Origin of the sequence: Nocardia sp. NPDC004168 (assembly GCF_040610355.1) — a bacterium.
Taxonomy (GTDB): domain Bacteria; phylum Actinomycetota; class Actinomycetes; order Mycobacteriales; family Mycobacteriaceae; genus Nocardia; species Nocardia sichangensis.
In genome coordinates, this window is the sequence record NZ_JBEXME010000017.1 from 1 (window position 1) to 17,086 (window position 17,086).

Below are 17,086 nucleotides of genomic sequence, written 5' to 3' on the forward strand. Positions count from 1 at the left end.
GGCTACCGGGTGACCGTATGCGACGCGCGGCCGATCTTCGCCACCTCGGCCCGGTTCCCGACGCGAGCCACAAGGGGGCCGCGAACACCCAGCGCCGCAGGCGCTGGAAATCTAATACCGCACGCGCGAGTTCGCGTACAGGCAGATCGCGGCGGCCGTCGCCAGATTCAGGCTCTCGGCGCGGCCGCGAATGGGAATGCGGACGCGGTGGTCGGCGCGGCGCGCGACGGCCGGGTCGAGGCCGTGCGCCTCGTTGCCGAACAGCCAGGCCACCGGTTCGGTGAACAATTCGTCGGCGTCGTCGAGGTCGACCTCGCCGTTCGCCGCCGTAGCGAGGATCGTGATGCCCGCCGCGGCGATCGCATCCAGCGTCTCGGCGACATCGCGGTGCCGGGCGATCGGCACATGGAAGATGCTGCCCGCGCTGGCTCGCACGCATTTGCCGTTGTGCGGGTCGACCGTGTCGCCCACCAGCACCACGCCGTCGGCGCCGACCGCATCGGCGACTCGGATGACCGTGCCGGCGTTTCCCGGCTCGGCCATCTCGACCGGGACGGCGAGCATCCGGGGTCCGGCGTCGAGGATCGTGGCCAAGGGCACGTCGAGCAGATCGCAGACCGCTACCAAGCCCGGCGCCGTGACCGTTTCCGCGAGATGCTCCGCCGCGCGGTCGCTGACCAGCGTGGTGCGGACGCCCGCCGCGGACGCCCCCGCGATCAGCGCGTGGTCGCGTTCGGCGGCCGCCTGCGAATAGAACAGCTCGTGGACGCGCGCGGTCTCCAGGGCCGCGGCGACGGCATTGGCTCCTTCGGCGAGGAATCGGCCCGCTTTGCGGCGCTGCGCTCCGCGTTGCAGCTTGACAGCGGAAACGACCCGCGGATTGCGCTCACTGAGCGCTTCCACGGGTCGTTCCGAAAGTCGTCCGGGTGTCAACGAACGCGACTCAGGCGGCCGGCGCGTTGACATCCTGCGGCAGGGCGGCCTTGGCGACCGCGACGAGGCCGGCGAACGCCTCGGCGTCCGACACCGCGAGCTCGGCGAGGATCTTGCGGTCCACCTCCACACCGGCGGCCTTCAGGCCCTGGATGAAGCGGTTGTAGGTGATGTCGTTGATCCGCGCGGCGGCGTTGATGCGCGCGATCCACAGCTTGCGGAAGTCACCCTTGCGCGCCCGGCGGTCCCGGTAGGCGTAGGTGAGCGAGTGCAGCTGCTGCTCCTTGGCCTTGCGGTACAGCCGCGAGCGCTGGCCGCGGTAGCCCTTGGAGGCCTCGAGGATGGAACGGCGCTTCTTCTGAGCGTTGACGGCCCTTTTGACGCGTGCCACTGGTCAGTCCTGTTCGATCTGGGGGCGCGGGGCGGCGCCCGGAAATGGGTCGGGGTGGCGACGGAGGTAACTCCGGTCGCGAGTGCGTGCCGGTCTGCGCGCGGGCGCGATCAGAGACCGAGCAGCTTCTTCACGCGACGGACGTCGGCGGAGGCGACGACTTCCACACCGTCCAGACGACGAGTCCGGCGGCTGGGCTTGTGCTCGAACAGGTGGCGACGGTTCGCCTGCTGGCGCAGCAGCTTGCCTTTGCCGGTCACCTTGAATCGCTTCGAGGCGCCGCTGTGCGTCTTCATCTTCGGCATGGATTCCTCTATCTGTCGTCCCGGCGGTCGGGGCGGACCGCCGGTGTTCTGATCGGTGTTACTGCGGGCCGGCCGTCTCGGCCTGCTCCGGGGCGGGCTGACCGGCCGGGGCGGCGCTGGGCGCCGGGCGCGAAGCCGACTCCTGCTGCGCCTTCACCCGGGTCTTCGCGCCCTTGTGGGGGGCGAGGACCATGGTCATGTTGCGACCGTCCTGCTTGGCCGAGGTTTCCACGAAACCGAGATCGGCGACGTCGGACGCCAGCCGCTGCAGCAGCCGGAAACCGAGTTCGGGGCGGGACTGCTCGCGTCCCCGGAACATGATCGTCACCTTGACCTTGGACCCGGCCTCGAGGAAGCGCACGACGTTGCGCTTCTTGGTCTCGTAGTCGTGGTCGTCGATCTTCGGGCGGAGCTTCTGCTCCTTGATCACCGTCTGCTGCTGGTTCTTCCGAGACTCGCGCGCCTTCTGCGCCGTCTCGTACTTGAACTTGCCGTAGTCCATGATCTTGCAGACCGGCGGACGGGCATCCGGTGCCACCTCGACCAGATCGAGGTCGGCTTCGAGGGCGACGCGTAGTGCATCTTCAACACGCACGATCCCAACCTGCTCGCCGCCCGGTCCGATGAGCCGGACCTCGGGAACACGGATGCGATCGTTGATGCGGGTCTCAGTGCTGATGGGGCCTCCTAGGTCAAGCGGTGTCGTCAGACGACCGCGCGCAATAACTGCAACCCCTGTTCAACACGAAGGCCCCGGTGCGGTATTCCGCGCACGGGGCCCGATGTCGACCGATCACCGACCACGAGCGAACTCGGGTCGACTCTCGCGCGGCAGGGTTCTCCATGAGAACCCCGGCACGAGAAACCCACCCTCGCGGGTGAGTGACCGGACCGCTGGACCGTACGATGACTCGTCGGCAACGGTGGGAGTCGGGCTCCACTTATCAGCCCCGGGGCAGCCCGGGGCGGTCGTCAGCGGAAAGTCTAACATTCCGTTCGGCTATCGCCGAATCGGCCGCGAATCATTGCCCGGCCGCGTCCGGCATGCCACGCTTCCCCGGTGCCCACACCACCCCGCGACCTGCTGCGATGGCAGTTCGACCTGACCTGGTCACTCGCCGGGATCCACCTCGCCGACATCACCGAGATCGGCCACCTCCGGATGCTCCGGGCGGCGTCGCTAGCCTGAAGGCATGACTGACGAGCTCGACGCCTCCGTACGCGAACTGGCCGACATCCCCGCGGTCGAGGTGATCAGCCGCGCCGCCGTGATGCTGATGAGTTCGGCGGCCGAGAAGCTCGGGCTGGCGGACGAGGACCCCGAGACCAGCCCGCGCCGCGACCTGGACGAGGCACGCCGCGTGATCACCGCGCTGGCCGGACTCGTGACGGCGTCGGTGGAGTACCTGGGGCCCCACGCCGGACCGATGCGCGAGGGATTGCAGTCGCTGCAACGTGCGTTCCGTGAGTCCTCCGCGCATCCCGATGAGCCGGGCAAAGGCCCGGGCGAGAAGTACACCGGCCCGGTCTACTGACCTCGTTCGGTTCCGAGCCCGATGGGAGTTGACACCGCGCCGCGCCGACCATCGACCGGCCGCAGCGGGTCAGGCACCCGCCCCGATCGATCCTCCGCGTTCCGCCCGGTCGAGAAGAGAATTCCGAAGTAAGGGCGGCATTATGAGCGAAATACCGGTGGGTACAACGATGTTTAGGAAATATCCCAACGGGTAGGGCACAGTGAGCCCATGGCTACTCGGATTCTTCTCGCTCCTGGATTCTGGCTCGGTGCATGGGCGTGGGACGAGGTGGCACCCGATCTGCGGCGGCGTGGCAACGAGGTGGTGGCGCTCACGCTGCCCGGCCTGGACGAAGCCGACCCCGACCGGTTGTCGGCCACCCTGGAATGCCAGGCGCAGGCCGTCATCGACGCGGTGCCCGCGGGCGAGACCGTCGTGCTCGTCGCGCACTCCGGCGGCGCTGCGCCCGCCTACCTGGCCATCGACCGCGCGCCCGAGCTGTTCCGCCGGGCGATCTACGTCGACAGCGCGCCGCTACCGAACGGCTTCGTCATCAACTCGGCGCTGGATGTCGCCGCGCGAGAATGGGTCCTGCCGGAATGGCCGGAGCTGGAGTCCGCGGGCAACAGCTTGGCGGGCCTGGACGAGGCCGTCTTGGCGCGCTTTCGCGAGCGCGCCGTGCCGGAGCCCGCTTCCGTCGCGGCCGCGCCGCTGCGGCTGAGCGATTCCACCGCCCGGTTGACGATCCCGACCACCGTGATCTGCAGCAGCATGACCGCCGACGTGGTCAAGAAGCTGCGCGACAACGGTGACGCCGCCCTCTTCGCCGAGCTGGCGCGCATCGACGCCGAATACGTCGACCTGCCCACCGGGCACTGGCCGATGTGGTCCAAGCCTAAGGAACTCGCCGAACTGATCCACACCATCGCCAACCGCTGAGCCGAAGCGGGCGCGGTCCGAGTCCCCGACCGCGCCCGCTTCGGACGAGAGGTCAGCCGACCGCCGCGGCCTTCTTCGCCGGACGCTTGGTGGCCTTGGCCGCGGTCTTCTTCGCCGGAGCCTTCTTCGCGACGCTCTGCGGCGCGGGTGGCTGGTCCAGCACTTCCTTCAGGAACTGACCGGTGTAGCTGTCCGCGACGCCCGCGACCTCCTCCGGCGTGCCCTCCGCCACCACGGTGCCGCCGCCGGAGCCGCCCTCGGGACCCATGTCGATCACCCAGTCGGAGGTCTTGATGACGTCCAGGTTGTGCTCGATGACGATCACCGTGTTGCCCTTGTCCACCAGGCCGTTGATGACGTTCAGCAGCTTGCGGATGTCCTCAAAGTGCAGGCCCGTGGTCGGCTCGTCGAGGATGTACACCGTGCGGCCGGTGGACCGCTTCTGCAACTCGGCGGCGAGTTTCACTCGCTGGGCCTCACCACCGGAGAGGGTGGGAGCGCTCTGGCCGAGACGTACGTAGCCGAGCCCGACGTCCACCAGGGTCTTGAGGTAGCGGTGGATCGAGGTGACCGGTTCGAAGAACTCAGCGGCTTCCTCGATGGACATGTCCAGCACCTCGGCGATGGTCTTGCCCTTGTAGTGCACCTCGAGGGTTTCCCGGTTGTAGCGGGCGCCGTGGCACACCTCGCAGGGGACGTAGACGTCCGGCAGGAAGTTCATCTCGATCTTCAGCGTGCCGTCGCCGGAGCAGGCCTCGCAGCGACCGCCCTTGACGTTGAAGGAGAACCGGCCCGGCTGGTATCCGCGCACCTTCGCCTCGGTGGTGGCCGCGAACAGCGTGCGGATCTTGTCGAAGACGCCGGTGTAGGTGGCCGGGTTGGACCGTGGCGTCCGGCCGATCGGCGACTGGTCCACCTGCACCAGCTTGTCCAGGTGGTCGAGCCCGTTGACCCGGGTGTGCCTGCCCGGCACCTGCCGGGCGCCGTTGAGCCGGTTCGCCAGCACTGTGGCCAGGATGTCGTTCACCAAGGTCGACTTGCCCGACCCGGAGACGCCCGTCACCGAGGTGAGCACACCGAGCGGGAAGGCGACGTCGATGCCCTTCAGGTTGTGCTCGCTCGCCCCGACCACGGTGAGCTGCCGCTTCTTGGTGACCGGGCGGCGCACCAGCGGCACGTCGATGCGTTCCCGGCCCGACAGATATGCCCCGGTGAGCGAGTTCGGATCGGTGAGCAACTCTTCGTAGGGCCCGCTGTGCACCACCGTGCCGCCGTGCTCGCCGGCGAACGGGCCGATGTCGACCACCCAGTCCGACGCGCGGATGGTGTCCTCGTCGTGCTCGACCACGATCAACGTGTTGCCCAGATTGCGCAGCCGCGTGAGGGTTTCGATGAGCCTGCGGTTGTCCCGCTGGTGCAGGCCGATGGACGGCTCGTCGAGCACGTACAGCACACCGACCAAGCCGGAGCCGATCTGGGTGGCGAGCCGGATCCGCTGCGCCTCGCCGCCGGAGAGGGTGGCCGCCGCGCGGGACAGCGTGAGGTACTCCAGGCCGACATCGAGCAGGAAGCCCAGCCGCGCCTGCACCTCCTTGAGCACCTGCCCCGCGATCGCCGCCTCGCGCTCGCCCAGGGTGAGCGAGTTCAGGAACGCCGAGCACTCGCCGATGGACAGATCGCTGACGTCGGCGATGGACTTCTTGTCGCCGTTCGCGGCGATGGTGACGGCGAGGATCTCCGGGCGCAGCCTGGCGCCGTTGCACACCGGGCACGGGATGTCGCGCATGTACCCGTCGTAGTGCTCTTTCATCTGCTCGGACTCGGTGTTCTCCATGCGCCGCTGCAGGAACGGCATCACGCCCTCGAAGTCCGCGTAGTACGAGCGCTTGCGGCCGTAGCGGTTGGTGTAGGAGACGTGCACCTGGTCGGCGCTGCCCTCCAGCACGGCCTTGCGCGCCTTGGGCGGCAGATCCTGCCACGGGGTGTCCATGGAGAAGCCGATGGAATCGGCGAGGCCCGAGAGCAGCCGGGTGAAGTACTCGGCGGTCTGGCCGCGCGACCACGGCGCGATGGCGCCGTCGTTCAGGCTCAGCGCCGGGTCGGGCACCACCAGTTCCGGGTCGACCTCCTTGCGGATGCCGAGGCCGGTGCAGTCCGGGCAGGCGCCGTAGGGCGAGTTGAACGAGAAAGAGCGGGGCTCCAGGTCCTCGATGTCGAGCGGGTGGCCGTTCGGGCAGGCGAGGCGCTCGGAGAAGCGGCGCTCCCGGTCGTGCGCGTGCTCGTCGCGATCGACGAAGTCGAGCACCACGATGCCGTCGGCCAGGCGCAGCGCGGTCTCGATGGAATCCGTCAGGCGCTGCTTGGAACTCGGCTTCACCGCCAGGCGGTCGACGACGACCTCGACGTCGTGCTTCTCCTGCTTCTTCAGCTTCGGCGGATCGGTGAGCGGATACACCACGCCGTCCACCCGCACGCGGGAGTAGCCCTGGGTGTTGAGCTGATCGAACAGGTCGACGAACTCGCCCTTGCGGGTGCGCACCACCGGCGCTAGCACCTGGAATCGGATGCCCTCCTCCATGGCCAGCACCTGGTCGACGATCTGTTGCGGCGTCTGCTTTGCGATCAGCTCGCCGCAGACGGGGCAGTGCGGCGTGCCTGCTCGCGCGTAGAGCAGCCGCAGATAGTCGTAGACCTCGGTGATGGTGCCCACGGTCGAGCGCGGGTTGCGGTTGGTCGACTTCTGGTCGATGGACACCGCGGGCGAGAGGCCTTCGATGAAGTCGACATCGGGCTTGTCCATCTGACCGAGGAACTGCCGCGCGTACGCCGACAGCGACTCGACGTAGCGCCGCTGCCCCTCCGCGAAGATCGTGTCGAAGGCCAGGCTCGACTTGCCGGAGCCGGACAGACCGGTGAACACGATGAGGCTGTCGCGGGGCAGGTCGAGATCGACACCCTTGAGGTTGTGCTCCCGAGCTCCGCGCACAGTGAGGCGTTCCGCCACGGCCGTCCCTTCTCCTTCGTGTTCGGCGTCCAGACATACCCCCGGCCGCCATGCTAGGCATGGGCACCGACAAGTTTCGCGGACCGGCCGTCACCTGGGCGAATGACGGGACCTCTGTGGCCGGACGTTGCGGATGAGCCGGGAAACGGGCCAGGACGCCTCCGTAGCATCGCCCTCCCGGCACCACTGGTCAACAGCGCGACGTCATTCGGCATTCCCCTGGTCGACACAGTTACGGCAGGCAGCCCGACGCAGGGCGGCCGGCGACGCCCCCAACGGATGCGCGGTGCGCGAGATCGCTCCGCGGTGGTGGGATGGAAAACCTCGAGCACGCGCGGCGAACGAACTGGCCAGCACGGTGCGAGCACCCACAGACACCCACAGAAGCGCGGCGCGGATGTCTCCGGCGAGACCGGTCACCACTCCGCACAACTGCGCCCCGCGCGCACCGGTCCCCGACTAAACTGAGCCCGCTGTGCGCCCCCCACCGGCCTCCCCCACTCATCCATGACGATCCTGACCCAGCATCTCCCGTCAACGGTGCTCGACACCCTGCGCGCCCTGCTGCGAACCGCCACCCGCTCGGTCGCGGCCCGCTACGGCGCGCTCGGCATCCGCGGCCACGACGACCGGCTGGTCGAGTTCATCTTCCACGGCGTCGACGACGCGACGGCCGCCCACATCGGCCGCTCCCCCGAGGGACACGGCGTACTGGGCTTGCTGCCGGCGCACCCGCACCCGATCCGGCTGGACGATCTGTCGGAACATCCGGCCGCTGTGGGCTTTCCGCCCGGCCATCCGCCGATGGGCAGTTTCCTCGGCGTCCCGGTGCGGGTCGGCGAGGAGATCTTCGGCAATCTCTACCTCACCGAAAAGGCCGGGGGACAGTCGTTCACCGAGGACGACGAGGCCATCGTGCTCGCCATGGCCGCCGCGTCGGGTATCGCCATCGAGAACGCGAAGCTGTACGAATCCGCGCGGACCAGGCAGGCGTGGATCGAGGCGACGCGCGACATCGCGACCGAGTTCCTCGCGGGCACGGCGCCGGATCTCGTGCTCGCGCAGGTGGTGGCGCGCGCCCGCGCGCTGACCGGTTCGCAGCAGGCGCTGCTGGCCGTGGTGGCGCCGGGGACGCCGCCCGATGAAGCCACCGAACTCGTTGTGGCGCAATGGTTCGGCCCCGGAGGGGGCCCGGAGCGGGTGCGTATCGCGGATACCGCCACCGGCACGGCGTTCACTCGTCGCGCGCCGGTGCGGTTAGCCGACGCCGAATCGGTCGATCTCGGGGCCGAGGTCGGCGCGGCGGGGCCCGCGCTGGTGCTGCCACTGCAGACCGCGGACCTCGCGCTCGGTGTGCTGATCGTGGTGCGGCCACGCGGGTGTCCCCCGTACCCCGGCGAACTGGTGGACCTGACCGCCGCGTTCACCGATCAGGCGGCGCTGGCCATGCAACTGGCCCAGACCCAGCGCAGAATGCGCGAACTCGACGTGCTCGCCGACCGCGACCGCATCGCACGCGACCTGCACGACCATGTGGTCCAGCGACTGTTCGCGGTCGGGCTCGGGTTGCGGGCCACCGCGGCCCGCACCGAGGATCCCGTGGTGCGGCAACGGCTTTCGGTGGAGATGGACGGTCTGCAGGAGGTCGTGCAGGAGATCCGCACGTCGATCTTCGACCTGCACGGCGGCGACCCACTGCGCCGTCGGCTCGAGGACGCCATCCGCCAGCAGACCGCCGACGGCGCGTTCCGGACCAGTGTGCGGTTCTCCGGGCCGCTGTCGGTGGTCGGCGACGAGCTCGCCGACCACGCGGAAGCCGTGGTGCGCGAATCGGTCAGCAACGCGGTGCGCCATTCCGGCGGGAACCGGCTCGCCGTCGAGATCACCGTGGGCGACGAACTGACCGTGCTCGTCGAGGACAACGGCGCGGGGATGCCCGCGCAGGTGACACCGAGCGGTCTGGCCAACCTCGCGCAGCGTGCGAGCATGTCCGACGGTCACTGCACGGTGCAGCGGACCGACAGCGGCGGCACCAGGGTGCACTGGTCCGCGCCGCTGGCCTGAGAGTCAGGCGGGCAGCACGATCGCCAGGTCGCCGTCGTGGCGCCGGTACAGCAACCCGCCACGCCCGCTACCCGGATCGGTACAGAACAGGAACGGCAATCCCTTGTGGCACAGGATGTTCGCGGCCTCGGCCGGGTCCAGGCAGGCGGCGGGAGCCGCGTCGGCCAGGATCGGCGGGGTGCCGCGCACCGGCTCCGTCGACCGGATCGGCGGATACGTCGCCCACTGGCGGACGAGTCGCACGCCCGCCTCCGCCCAGTACACCACCGCGTCCGCACCGGTCTCGGCGTCGATGAACAGGTGGGCGTCGTAGTCCATGGCGTCCAGCACCGCGACCGCCTCGGCGGGCGTGCAGACGGACAGGACGCACCGCTTGCGGCGCACGATCGGACGCGGTGCACCCGCGCGGGCCAGCGGAGGGCGGGCCGGATCGGGCCAGGTCCGCGTCTCACCCGCGGCCGAGCGGGCCAGTCGGCGGTCGAGCCGCTCGGCGGCGAAGGTCACCGCGAACCCGCGCGGCCCGGTGACCTGCACCCGGGTGACCACATCCCGGTGGTGGACGTCGACTTGGACCACCGTCGGCGCCTCCGGATCGGGCGGCGCGCCGAGACGCACCCGGGCGGGCCCGTCGAGATGATGCCTGCGCAGAACCCGGGTGATGGCGCGCACCGCCCGCGTCACGTCCATGGCCGAGACCTCTCCACGCGTGTTCACCGCCACTTCCGGCCCCGCGGCCGTCGTCCACTGGTCCGACGCGAATCGCAGCCCCGATGAGACCATCTGCATTGCCCCGCCTTCCGGATCGATTCGTCCCACCCCATGCCAGCACCGCGGGGGATGCCGCGAACAGGGCCGAAAGTCCCCCATCGAGCGAAAAAGACTGGCGCAGGCGGAATTCAGGCTCGGCCCGGGGCGAGTGCCCGCGTCGCGCCTCGCGTGGCGGCCACGATCACGCGGCGCCGAGCACCACGACGGAGTTGTTGCCGCCCATACCGAGGGAGAGCTTCACGGTGATGCCGCCCTCGAACGGTGTGGGGCCGTCCAGCAGCCGTGGATGCGCGGGCGCGACGATCGGGGCCGCGGGCACGATGCCCCGGTCGTAGCCGAGCGCGGCGGCCGCGACCTCGACGGCGGCCGCGGCGCCCTGGCAGTGGCCCGCAAGCGGCTTCACCGCGTAGATGTGCGGGCGGTCGGCGAACACGTCCGCGAGCAGATGGTGCTCGGCCACGTCACACTGCCGGGTCCCGGTGCCGTGCGCGTTGAAATAGCGCACGTCGGCGGCGGTGACGTGCGCGGCGGCGAGCGCGCCGCGAGCGCAGTCGAGGATCTGCTCGTGTGTCGGGTCGACCGAGACCACGTGATAGGCGTCGTTGGACATGGCGCCACCGAGCACCGCCGCATAGGGCCGATCCACCGAACGGGTCAGCACGAACGCCACCGAGGCCTCGCCCATGCTGAACCCGCGACTGCCCTCCTGGAAGGGACGGCAGGCGTCCAGCGGTTCGGCGTCGGCGACCGCGGCGCCGAGCCGCACGAAACTGTCCAGCATGTCCGGGGTTGCGGACAGGTCGGTCGCCACGAAGATCACGTCGTCGGCCATGCCCGCGTCCAGCCAGAGCTTCGCGGTGATGAGCGCGACGTTGGCGGAACTGCACGCGGCGGAGATGTTCATCGCCGGGCCGTGGAAGCCGAATTCCTGCATCAGCATCGAGACCGGCGTGGACGGCAACAGCCGCAGGTAGTCCCTCGACCGGCGGCGGCCGCCGTCGACGAGGTAGAAGTCGCGCCAGTTCACCACGTCGCCGAGCACGATGGCGTGCAACAGGCCGACGGTGCGGCCTGGCCGCCAGCCCCGGTCGCGTGCGTCGGCGACGGCCTCCCGCGCCGCCTCGTGCACAGCCCGCCCGTACCGGCTCGTGCTCACCTCGGGGTCGCCGCCGTCGGGGACGAGCGCGACCCACGCGTCGTCGTCGCGGCCGGGCCCGTAGCCCGGTTGCAGAGCCGCCGCCGACTTGCCGCTGAGCAAGCCGTCCCACAGCTGTTCACGTCCCCATCCGTACCCGGTGATCGCGCCGATCCCGGCGATGGTCATGTTGTCTCGAGGCCCCCGCGGATCGGTGCGGAACCGCGTAGCGGCGTTCGGGTCGGCACCCGGCATGTATCGCTCCTTCACCGGCTCCCAGGGCGGGCCCAACCGTCTGCCCCGCCTCGACGCAGAAACCGGTTTCTGCCATGATCGCCGGATCCGGCCCGAGAACGTGCCAGTACTGTGATCGAAGCAATAGCGTGGAGGATGTGATCTTGTCCACGTCGATACCAGAATAATCCCGTGTTCCAATGGCCATAATGGGGTCGATGATCGGGGGTTCGAGTGGGTGACGACAAGCTGGCCGCGGCGGTCGACGCCGCCGAACAGCTGGCTGCACGCTACCGCTCCCTGGTCGAGCACACCCCGGACGGGATCTGTGTGCACGAGCGTGGCCGGGTCGTCTACGTCAACCCGGCCACCGTCCGGTTGCTCGCCGCGGAGGACGCCGAGGAGATCATCGGCCGCCCGCTGACCGACTTCGTCCACCCCGCCTCCGTCCCCTCGATGCTCGACCGCATCAGCACACTCACCACCGCGGGCGCGGCCTCGATTCCCACCGAGATGACCTTGATGCGGGTGGACGGCGGCACCGTGCCCGTGGAGACGGTGTCCGTGCTGACCGCGTGGCACGATCACCTCGCCTATCAGGTGGTCATCCACGACCTCACCGCCCAGCGCCATGCCGAGGCCGCGCAGCGCAGGGCCGAGCACTACTTCACCACGGTCGTGTCCCAGTTGGAGGAGGGCGTCGTGGTGATCGATCCGGAGGGCCGGATCGAGTCGATGAACCCGGCGGCCAAGCGCATCTTCGGTACCGAGGGGCCCGACGGCATGGTCATCGGGCGCACCATCCAGTCGTTGCCGCTGGTGCTGCTGGACGCGAACGCCCAGCCGCTGCCGCCGAGCCGCCATCCGGTGGCGCGCACGCTGGCCACGGGCGAGACGATCACCGGCTATGTCTTCGGCGTCGACCGGGTGGACGGCCAGCGGCGCTGGCTGTCGGGCAGCAGCCGCCTGCTCAATCCAGGCGATCCGCGCTCGTCGGCGGTGTCCTCCTTCGCCGACATCACCGAATTCCGCGCCAGCAGAAGGCAATTGGAGTATCAGGCCACGCACGACTCGCTGACCGGGCTGGCCAATCGCTCGCTGATCCTGTCCCAGCTGGCCGCCGCGCTGGCCAGCACCGAGGAACTGCTGCCGGTGTCCACCGTGCTGTTCATCGATCTGGACGGGTTCAAGGCGATCAACGACACGCTCGGGCACGCCATCGGCGACACCGTGCTGCAGATCGTCGCCCAGCGCCTGCAGCGCGCACTGCGCGGCGACGACATCGTCGGCAGGCTCGGCGGCGACGAATTCCTGGTCCTGCTGTCCGGCCGCACCCGCCGCGTCGACATCGACGCGCTGGTGAGCAGGCTGCGCTCCACCATGGCCGAGCCGATCATCGCGCGCGGGCACCGGATCGAGGTGAACGCCTCGATCGGCGTCACCGAACTGGGGGTGGGCGACCGGCGCAGCCCGGAGGCGGTGCTGCACGACGCGGACTTGGCGATGTACCGCGCGAAGCCGCCTGGACGGCGGGAAGGCACCGTCACCAAAGGCCGCAGACCCAACAGCACCCACGCGTCCTGACGAGCTCGCCATGATCATCGAACACGCACTTCTGCCGGTTCGCCCCGAACTCGCCGCCGATTTCGAAGCCGCCTTCGCCGCGGCACGGCCGATCATCGCGAGCATGCCCGGCTTCCGGACGCTGTCGCTGTCGCGCGGTGTCGAGTCGCCGGGCAGCTACCTGCTCCGGGTGGAATGGGACCGGCTCGACGATCACGTCGTCGGATTCCGCGGCTCGCCGGAATATCAGCGCTGGAAGGACCTGCTACACCACTTCTACGACCCGTTCCCGGTGGTCGAGCACTTCACGCCGGTGCAGCTCACACCGCCCGCCGACCTCGCCCCCGCCCCGGCGCCGGGGGCCTCACCTGCGGTTACGGCGAGCCCGCCGCAACCCCAGTAGACTCGACAACTCTGTTTTCCGTGCGTGCACCTGCCCGATCCCGGCGGCGTGCTCGCGCCTGTTCGCGGTGACAAGGAGTTCAGTTTGCCCGACCTCACTCAGGACCGTGCCGCAGGCGGCGGCGCGCCCGAGCGGACCCGCGAAACCGATCAGGAGCAGGCCTACCTGTCGGTGCTGTACGAGCGGCTCGACGAGATGCGCGACTACGCGCGCAATCGCCTGCGCACCGTGCTGCTGGAGACCGGCGGCACGCCGCAGGCCCGCAGCGAACGGGAGTCCTTCAGTCAGCTCTACACCGAGGACCTGGCGAAATACGACGCCGCCGAACACGGCCTGTGTTTCGGCCGCATCGACCTCGACGGTGAACAGGAGGAGTACCGCTACATCGGCAGGCTCGGCATTCTCGACGAGAAGGACGACTACGAGAGCCTGCTGCTGGACTGGCGCGCCCCGCTGGCGCGGCCGTTCTACCTGGCCACCACCGCGGCGCCGGACGGGGTGACCCGGCGCAGGCACATCCGCTCGCGCAACCGCAAGGTCACCGCGATCAACGACGAGTACCTCGATCTGACGGCCGCGCGCCGGGCCGGCGTCACGGCCGCGGACGGCGGTGTCGGCAGCGAGAGCGCGCTGCTGTCCGCGCTCAACGCCGCGCGCACCGGCCACATGAACGACATCGTCGAGACGATCCAGCACGAGCAGGACGCGATCATCCGCTCCGAGCACAAGAGCGTGCTCGTGGTGCAGGGCGGGCCCGGCACCGGCAAGACGGCGGTCGCGCTGCACCGGGCGGCGTATCTGCTCTACACCTACCGGCAGCAGCTGGCCAAGAGCGGCGTGCTGATCATCGGGCCGAACGCCACCTTCCTGGACTACATCGGGCAGGTGCTGCCGTCGCTCGGCGAAACCGGCGTGCTGCTGTCCACCATCGGCGATCTGTACCCCGGCGTCCGGGCCGCGCGCGAGGACTCGTTGCGCGCGGGCGAGATCAAGGGGTCGCTGACGATACTCGAGGTGCTCAAGCAGGCCGTGCGCGACCGTCAGGAGGTGCCCGCCGAACCGATCCGGTTGGGCTTCGACGGCTATCCGGTCACGCTGGATCGCAAGATCGCCACGAAGGCCCGTGGCCGCGCCCGTTCCTCGCGCCGCCCGCACAACCTGGCGCGGCCGATCTTCGCCGCCTCGGTGGTCGATGCGCTGACCGATCAGCTCGCCGCGACCATGGGCGCCGACCTCTCCGGTGGGCCCAGTCTGCTCAGCTCGGCCGATCTCACCGAGATCCGCGACGAGATGCGCGCCGACCCGCAGATCCAGGCGGCGATCGCGAAACTGTGGCCGATCCTGTCCCCGCAGGATGTCCTGGCCGACCTGCTCGCCGACCCGAAGCGACTGGACCGGGCCGCCAGCTCGCTGGACCCGGCCGACCGCGCCGAACTGCTCCGGCCGGACGACGGGCGGTTCAGTCCGGCGGACGCACCGCTGCTGGACGAGCTGGCCGAACTGCTCGGCGTGGACGACACCGAGGAACGCGAACGCGCCCGCCGCCGCTGGCGCGCCCAGCTCGCCGAGGCGCAGGACGCCCTCGACATCCTCACCGGCTCCGCGCCCCAGGATCTGGAGGACGACCTCGATCCCGAGATTCTGATGGCCTACGACCTGATCGATGCCGGCCAGCTGGCCGAACGTCAGGACTTCCGCACCCGGCAGACGACCGCGGAGCGCGCTGCGGGCGACCGCACCTGGACCTACGGCCACGTGATCGTGGACGAGGCGCAGGAGCTGTCGGAGATGGCCTGGCGCATGGTGATGCGGCGCATCCCGAACCGGTGGGTGACGGTGGTCGGCGACGTCGCGCAGACCGGCGACCCGGCGGGCACGTCGTCGTGGCAGCGGATGCTGGAGCCCTACGTCGCGGCCCGGTGGAAGCTGACCGAACTCACCGTCAACTACCGCACCCCCGCGGAGATCATGGACGTAGCCGCCGACGTCCTCGCCGCCATCGATCCGACGGCGACCGCGCCGCGCTCGGTCCGCGAGACCGGCGTCGCGCCGCGCGCGTACCGGGTCGAGCCCGGCGACGTGCACGCGGAGGTCGCCCGGCTGGTCGCCACCGAGACGGGGCCGGGGACCACGGCGGTGATCGCGCCGCAGGCGCTGGTGGCACCGCTGGCCGACCTCGCGGGCGAATCGGTGCGCGTGCTGACCGTGCACGAGGTGAAGGGTTTGGAGTTCGACGCGGTCTATCTGGTGGAACCGCGGGACATCCTCGACGAATCGCCGCGTGGCCTCAACGATCTGTACGTCGCGCTGACCCGCGCCACCCAGCGGCTCGGCGTGGTGCACAGCGCGGACCTGCCCGCCGTGCTCGACCGGCTGCGCTGATCACCGACGCACCGGAAGACGAAAGGCTCCGTGCCACAACACTGTTCGCGGTGGGCACGGAGCCTTTCGGCCGAGGCGGGACTCAGCGCACGGTGTGCACGATCAGGACGTCGGAGCGCGATTTGCGCGCCACATCGGAGGGCACCGAGCCGAGCAGCCGTCCGGCCAGGGTGTTCAGGCCCCGGTTACCGACGACCAGCAGATCGGCGTCGACCTCCTTGACCAGCGCCAGCAGCGATTCCACCGGCTCGCCGACGATGGCGCGCTCGACGATGTCGGCCGCACCCGCCGCGATCGCCTTGTCCCTGGCGACGCGCAGGATCTCATTGGTCGGCGCGGAACCGCGTACCTGGTAAGCCTCCTCCTTGAGCACGTCGGCCGCGGCGGCGACATCGCGGTCGTCGGTCGGGTAGTACGCGCAGGCCACGACCAGGGTCGCGCCGGACACACCGGCCAGCGCCCCTGCCTTCTCGACGGCGACATACGACGAGTCCGAGCCATCGGTACCGACGACAATGGTCCGGTAGGCGGTCATTTCTCCTCCAACTATGCGGTGTGTCGGGTGCTGCGCACGGGTTCGCCTCTGGTTCGACGGCGCGCCGGCGCGGCGACTGGGGTCGACCATAGCGGCAATCGGTGCGGAAATTTCAGAAATCGCAAGACATCACACCGGGGCCGTCCGGCCATTCCCGCCGCGTATTCGCCAGGGAATACCGGAAGGGCCGGACCAACCAGGGCAGACGCAATTTCGGAGAACTAAACTTGTGATGTGCCACAACGGCCTTCAACGCCGTTGCGGGCCTGGGATATTCATCACAGAGCCAGGTCCGTCACACGAAGATCGGTCCGCCCCGCACGTTGATCACGTGCCGGGAACGGACCGATCGGGCCCGGACTACCGTGCGGCTACGGCCACTGCCGATAGTTTGCCCAGAATATGCCGAGAATCGCTCCGATGATGTCCATGGCTTCTTCTTCCTGCGGTGAAAAGGACGCGCAATATTAGCGCGCGGAGCGCGGACTAGAGGTCGAAAAGCGGACCGGTGATGGTCAATCCGAGTTCGTCGACGTGCGCGAAGAACGCGAACAGCATCAGGGCGGCGCCCGCCAGGGCGACGTCCTTGTTGAAATGGATCATCTCGCCCTGTCTGGTCTGCGGATCGGACTCCTGCCAGAACCGGTGCATCACGGCCGCCGTCGGCAGCAGCGCGACTACCAACAGCAGCGAACCGAGGTCGGCCCAGATGCCCAACAGCACGCTGAGGCCGCCCAGCAGGAACAGCGCCCCCGAGCCGAACACTGCGGCCTTCGCCATCGGGACGCCCTTACTCCGCGCGTACCCCGCCATCGCCTCGGTCTGAGTGAAATGCCCGAGGGCGGAGGCCAGGAACAGCAGCGCGAACAACACTCGTCCGATCAACACCACGACATCCATGTCCAGCTCCTCG

At 69.4% G+C, this 17,086-nt stretch carries 15 protein-coding genes and 1 pseudogene; 7 read left to right on the plus strand and 9 right to left on the minus strand.

Annotated elements, in window-relative coordinates; all coding sequences use genetic code 11:
• Positions 1-111: 111 nt before the first annotated feature.
• The 4 genes from ABZW96_RS25805 to infC form a co-directional block, all read right to left on the minus strand.
• Positions 112-903 (minus strand): RNA methyltransferase, encoded by a 792-nt coding sequence (locus tag ABZW96_RS25805; protein WP_355078203.1) that lies wholly within the window; start codon positions 901-903, stop codon positions 112-114.
• A 40-nt stretch (positions 904-943) separates the two neighbouring features.
• A complete protein-coding gene (rplT, locus tag ABZW96_RS25810) occupies positions 944-1,324 on the minus strand; it encodes a 50S ribosomal protein L20 (protein ID WP_039797323.1) in 381 nt (126 codons plus the stop codon).
• Positions 1,325-1,434: 110 nt separating this feature from the next.
• Entirely contained in the window at positions 1,435-1,629 is a 195-nt protein-coding gene (gene rpmI / locus ABZW96_RS25815) for a 50S ribosomal protein L35 (RefSeq protein ID WP_355078204.1), read from the minus strand.
• 58 nt (positions 1,630-1,687) lie between these two features.
• Positions 1,688-2,338 (minus strand): translation initiation factor IF-3, encoded by a 651-nt coding sequence (gene infC, locus ABZW96_RS25820; RefSeq protein WP_355078340.1) that lies wholly within the window; start codon positions 2,336-2,338, stop codon positions 1,688-1,690.
• Positions 2,339-2,689: 351 nt separating this feature from the next.
• Here infC and ABZW96_RS25825 point away from each other — a divergent pair, with 351 nt between their 5' ends.
• The 3 genes from ABZW96_RS25825 (at position 2,690) to ABZW96_RS25835 (ending at position 4,085) form a co-directional block, all read left to right on the plus strand.
• A complete protein-coding gene (locus tag ABZW96_RS25825) occupies positions 2,690-2,818 on the plus strand; it encodes a hypothetical protein (RefSeq protein ID WP_355078205.1) in 129 nt (42 codons plus the stop codon).
• Positions 2,819-2,822: 4 nt separating this feature from the next.
• A complete protein-coding gene (locus tag ABZW96_RS25830) occupies positions 2,823-3,164 on the plus strand; it encodes a DUF1844 domain-containing protein (protein ID WP_355078206.1) in 342 nt (113 codons plus the stop codon).
• A gap of 210 nt (positions 3,165-3,374) precedes the next feature.
• On the plus strand, positions 3,375-4,085 hold the full coding sequence (locus ABZW96_RS25835) for an alpha/beta hydrolase (protein ID WP_355078207.1): 711 nt from the start codon (positions 3,375-3,377) through the stop codon (positions 4,083-4,085).
• Positions 4,086-4,137: 52 nt separating this feature from the next.
• Here ABZW96_RS25835 and uvrA read toward each other — a convergent pair whose 3' ends face one another.
• A complete protein-coding gene (gene uvrA / locus ABZW96_RS25840; protein ID WP_355078208.1) occupies positions 4,138-7,089 on the minus strand; it encodes an excinuclease ABC subunit UvrA in 2,952 nt (983 codons plus the stop codon).
• A 507-nt stretch (positions 7,090-7,596) separates the two neighbouring features.
• Here uvrA and ABZW96_RS25845 point away from each other — a divergent pair.
• Entirely contained in the window at positions 7,597-9,153 is a 1,557-nt protein-coding gene (locus ABZW96_RS25845) for a GAF domain-containing protein (RefSeq protein WP_355078209.1), read from the plus strand.
• Positions 9,154-9,156: 3 nt separating this feature from the next.
• Here ABZW96_RS25845 and ABZW96_RS25850 read toward each other — a convergent pair whose 3' ends face one another.
• Positions 9,157-9,939 carry a sigma 54 modulation/S30EA ribosomal C-terminal domain-containing protein gene (locus tag ABZW96_RS25850; protein ID WP_355078210.1) on the minus strand — a complete coding sequence of 261 codons (783 nt, stop codon included), beginning with the start codon at positions 9,937-9,939 and terminating at the stop codon, positions 9,157-9,159.
• Between the two features lie 163 nt (positions 9,940-10,102).
• Positions 10,103-11,245 (minus strand): beta-ketoacyl synthase N-terminal-like domain-containing protein, encoded by a 1,143-nt coding sequence (locus ABZW96_RS25855; protein ID WP_355078341.1) that lies wholly within the window; start codon positions 11,243-11,245, stop codon positions 10,103-10,105.
• Positions 11,246-11,524: 279 nt separating this feature from the next.
• Here ABZW96_RS25855 and ABZW96_RS25860 point away from each other — a divergent pair, with 279 nt between their 5' ends.
• From ABZW96_RS25860 to ABZW96_RS25870, 3 genes and pseudogenes are all read left to right on the plus strand, one after another.
• Entirely contained in the window at positions 11,525-12,874 is a 1,350-nt protein-coding gene (locus ABZW96_RS25860) for a diguanylate cyclase (protein WP_355078211.1), read from the plus strand.
• A gap of 10 nt (positions 12,875-12,884) precedes the next feature.
• A pseudogene (locus ABZW96_RS25865) lies at positions 12,885-13,169 on the plus strand (antibiotic biosynthesis monooxygenase); the annotation flags it as partial.
• A gap of 258 nt (positions 13,170-13,427) precedes the next feature.
• Positions 13,428-15,638, plus strand: coding sequence for an ATP-binding domain-containing protein (locus ABZW96_RS25870; protein WP_355078342.1), 2,211 nt, complete (start codon positions 13,428-13,430; stop codon positions 15,636-15,638).
• 82 nt (positions 15,639-15,720) lie between these two features.
• Here ABZW96_RS25870 and ABZW96_RS25875 read toward each other — a convergent pair whose 3' ends face one another.
• Positions 15,721-16,173, minus strand: coding sequence for a universal stress protein (locus tag ABZW96_RS25875; RefSeq protein ID WP_355078212.1), 453 nt, complete (start codon positions 16,171-16,173; stop codon positions 15,721-15,723).
• A gap of 486 nt (positions 16,174-16,659) precedes the next feature.
• The gene (locus ABZW96_RS25880) at positions 16,660-17,073 is read right to left on the minus strand and encodes a DoxX family membrane protein (protein ID WP_355078213.1); all 414 of its coding nucleotides are present in this window, start codon (positions 17,071-17,073) and stop codon (positions 16,660-16,662) included.
• Between the last annotated feature and the right edge of the window lie 13 nt (positions 17,074-17,086).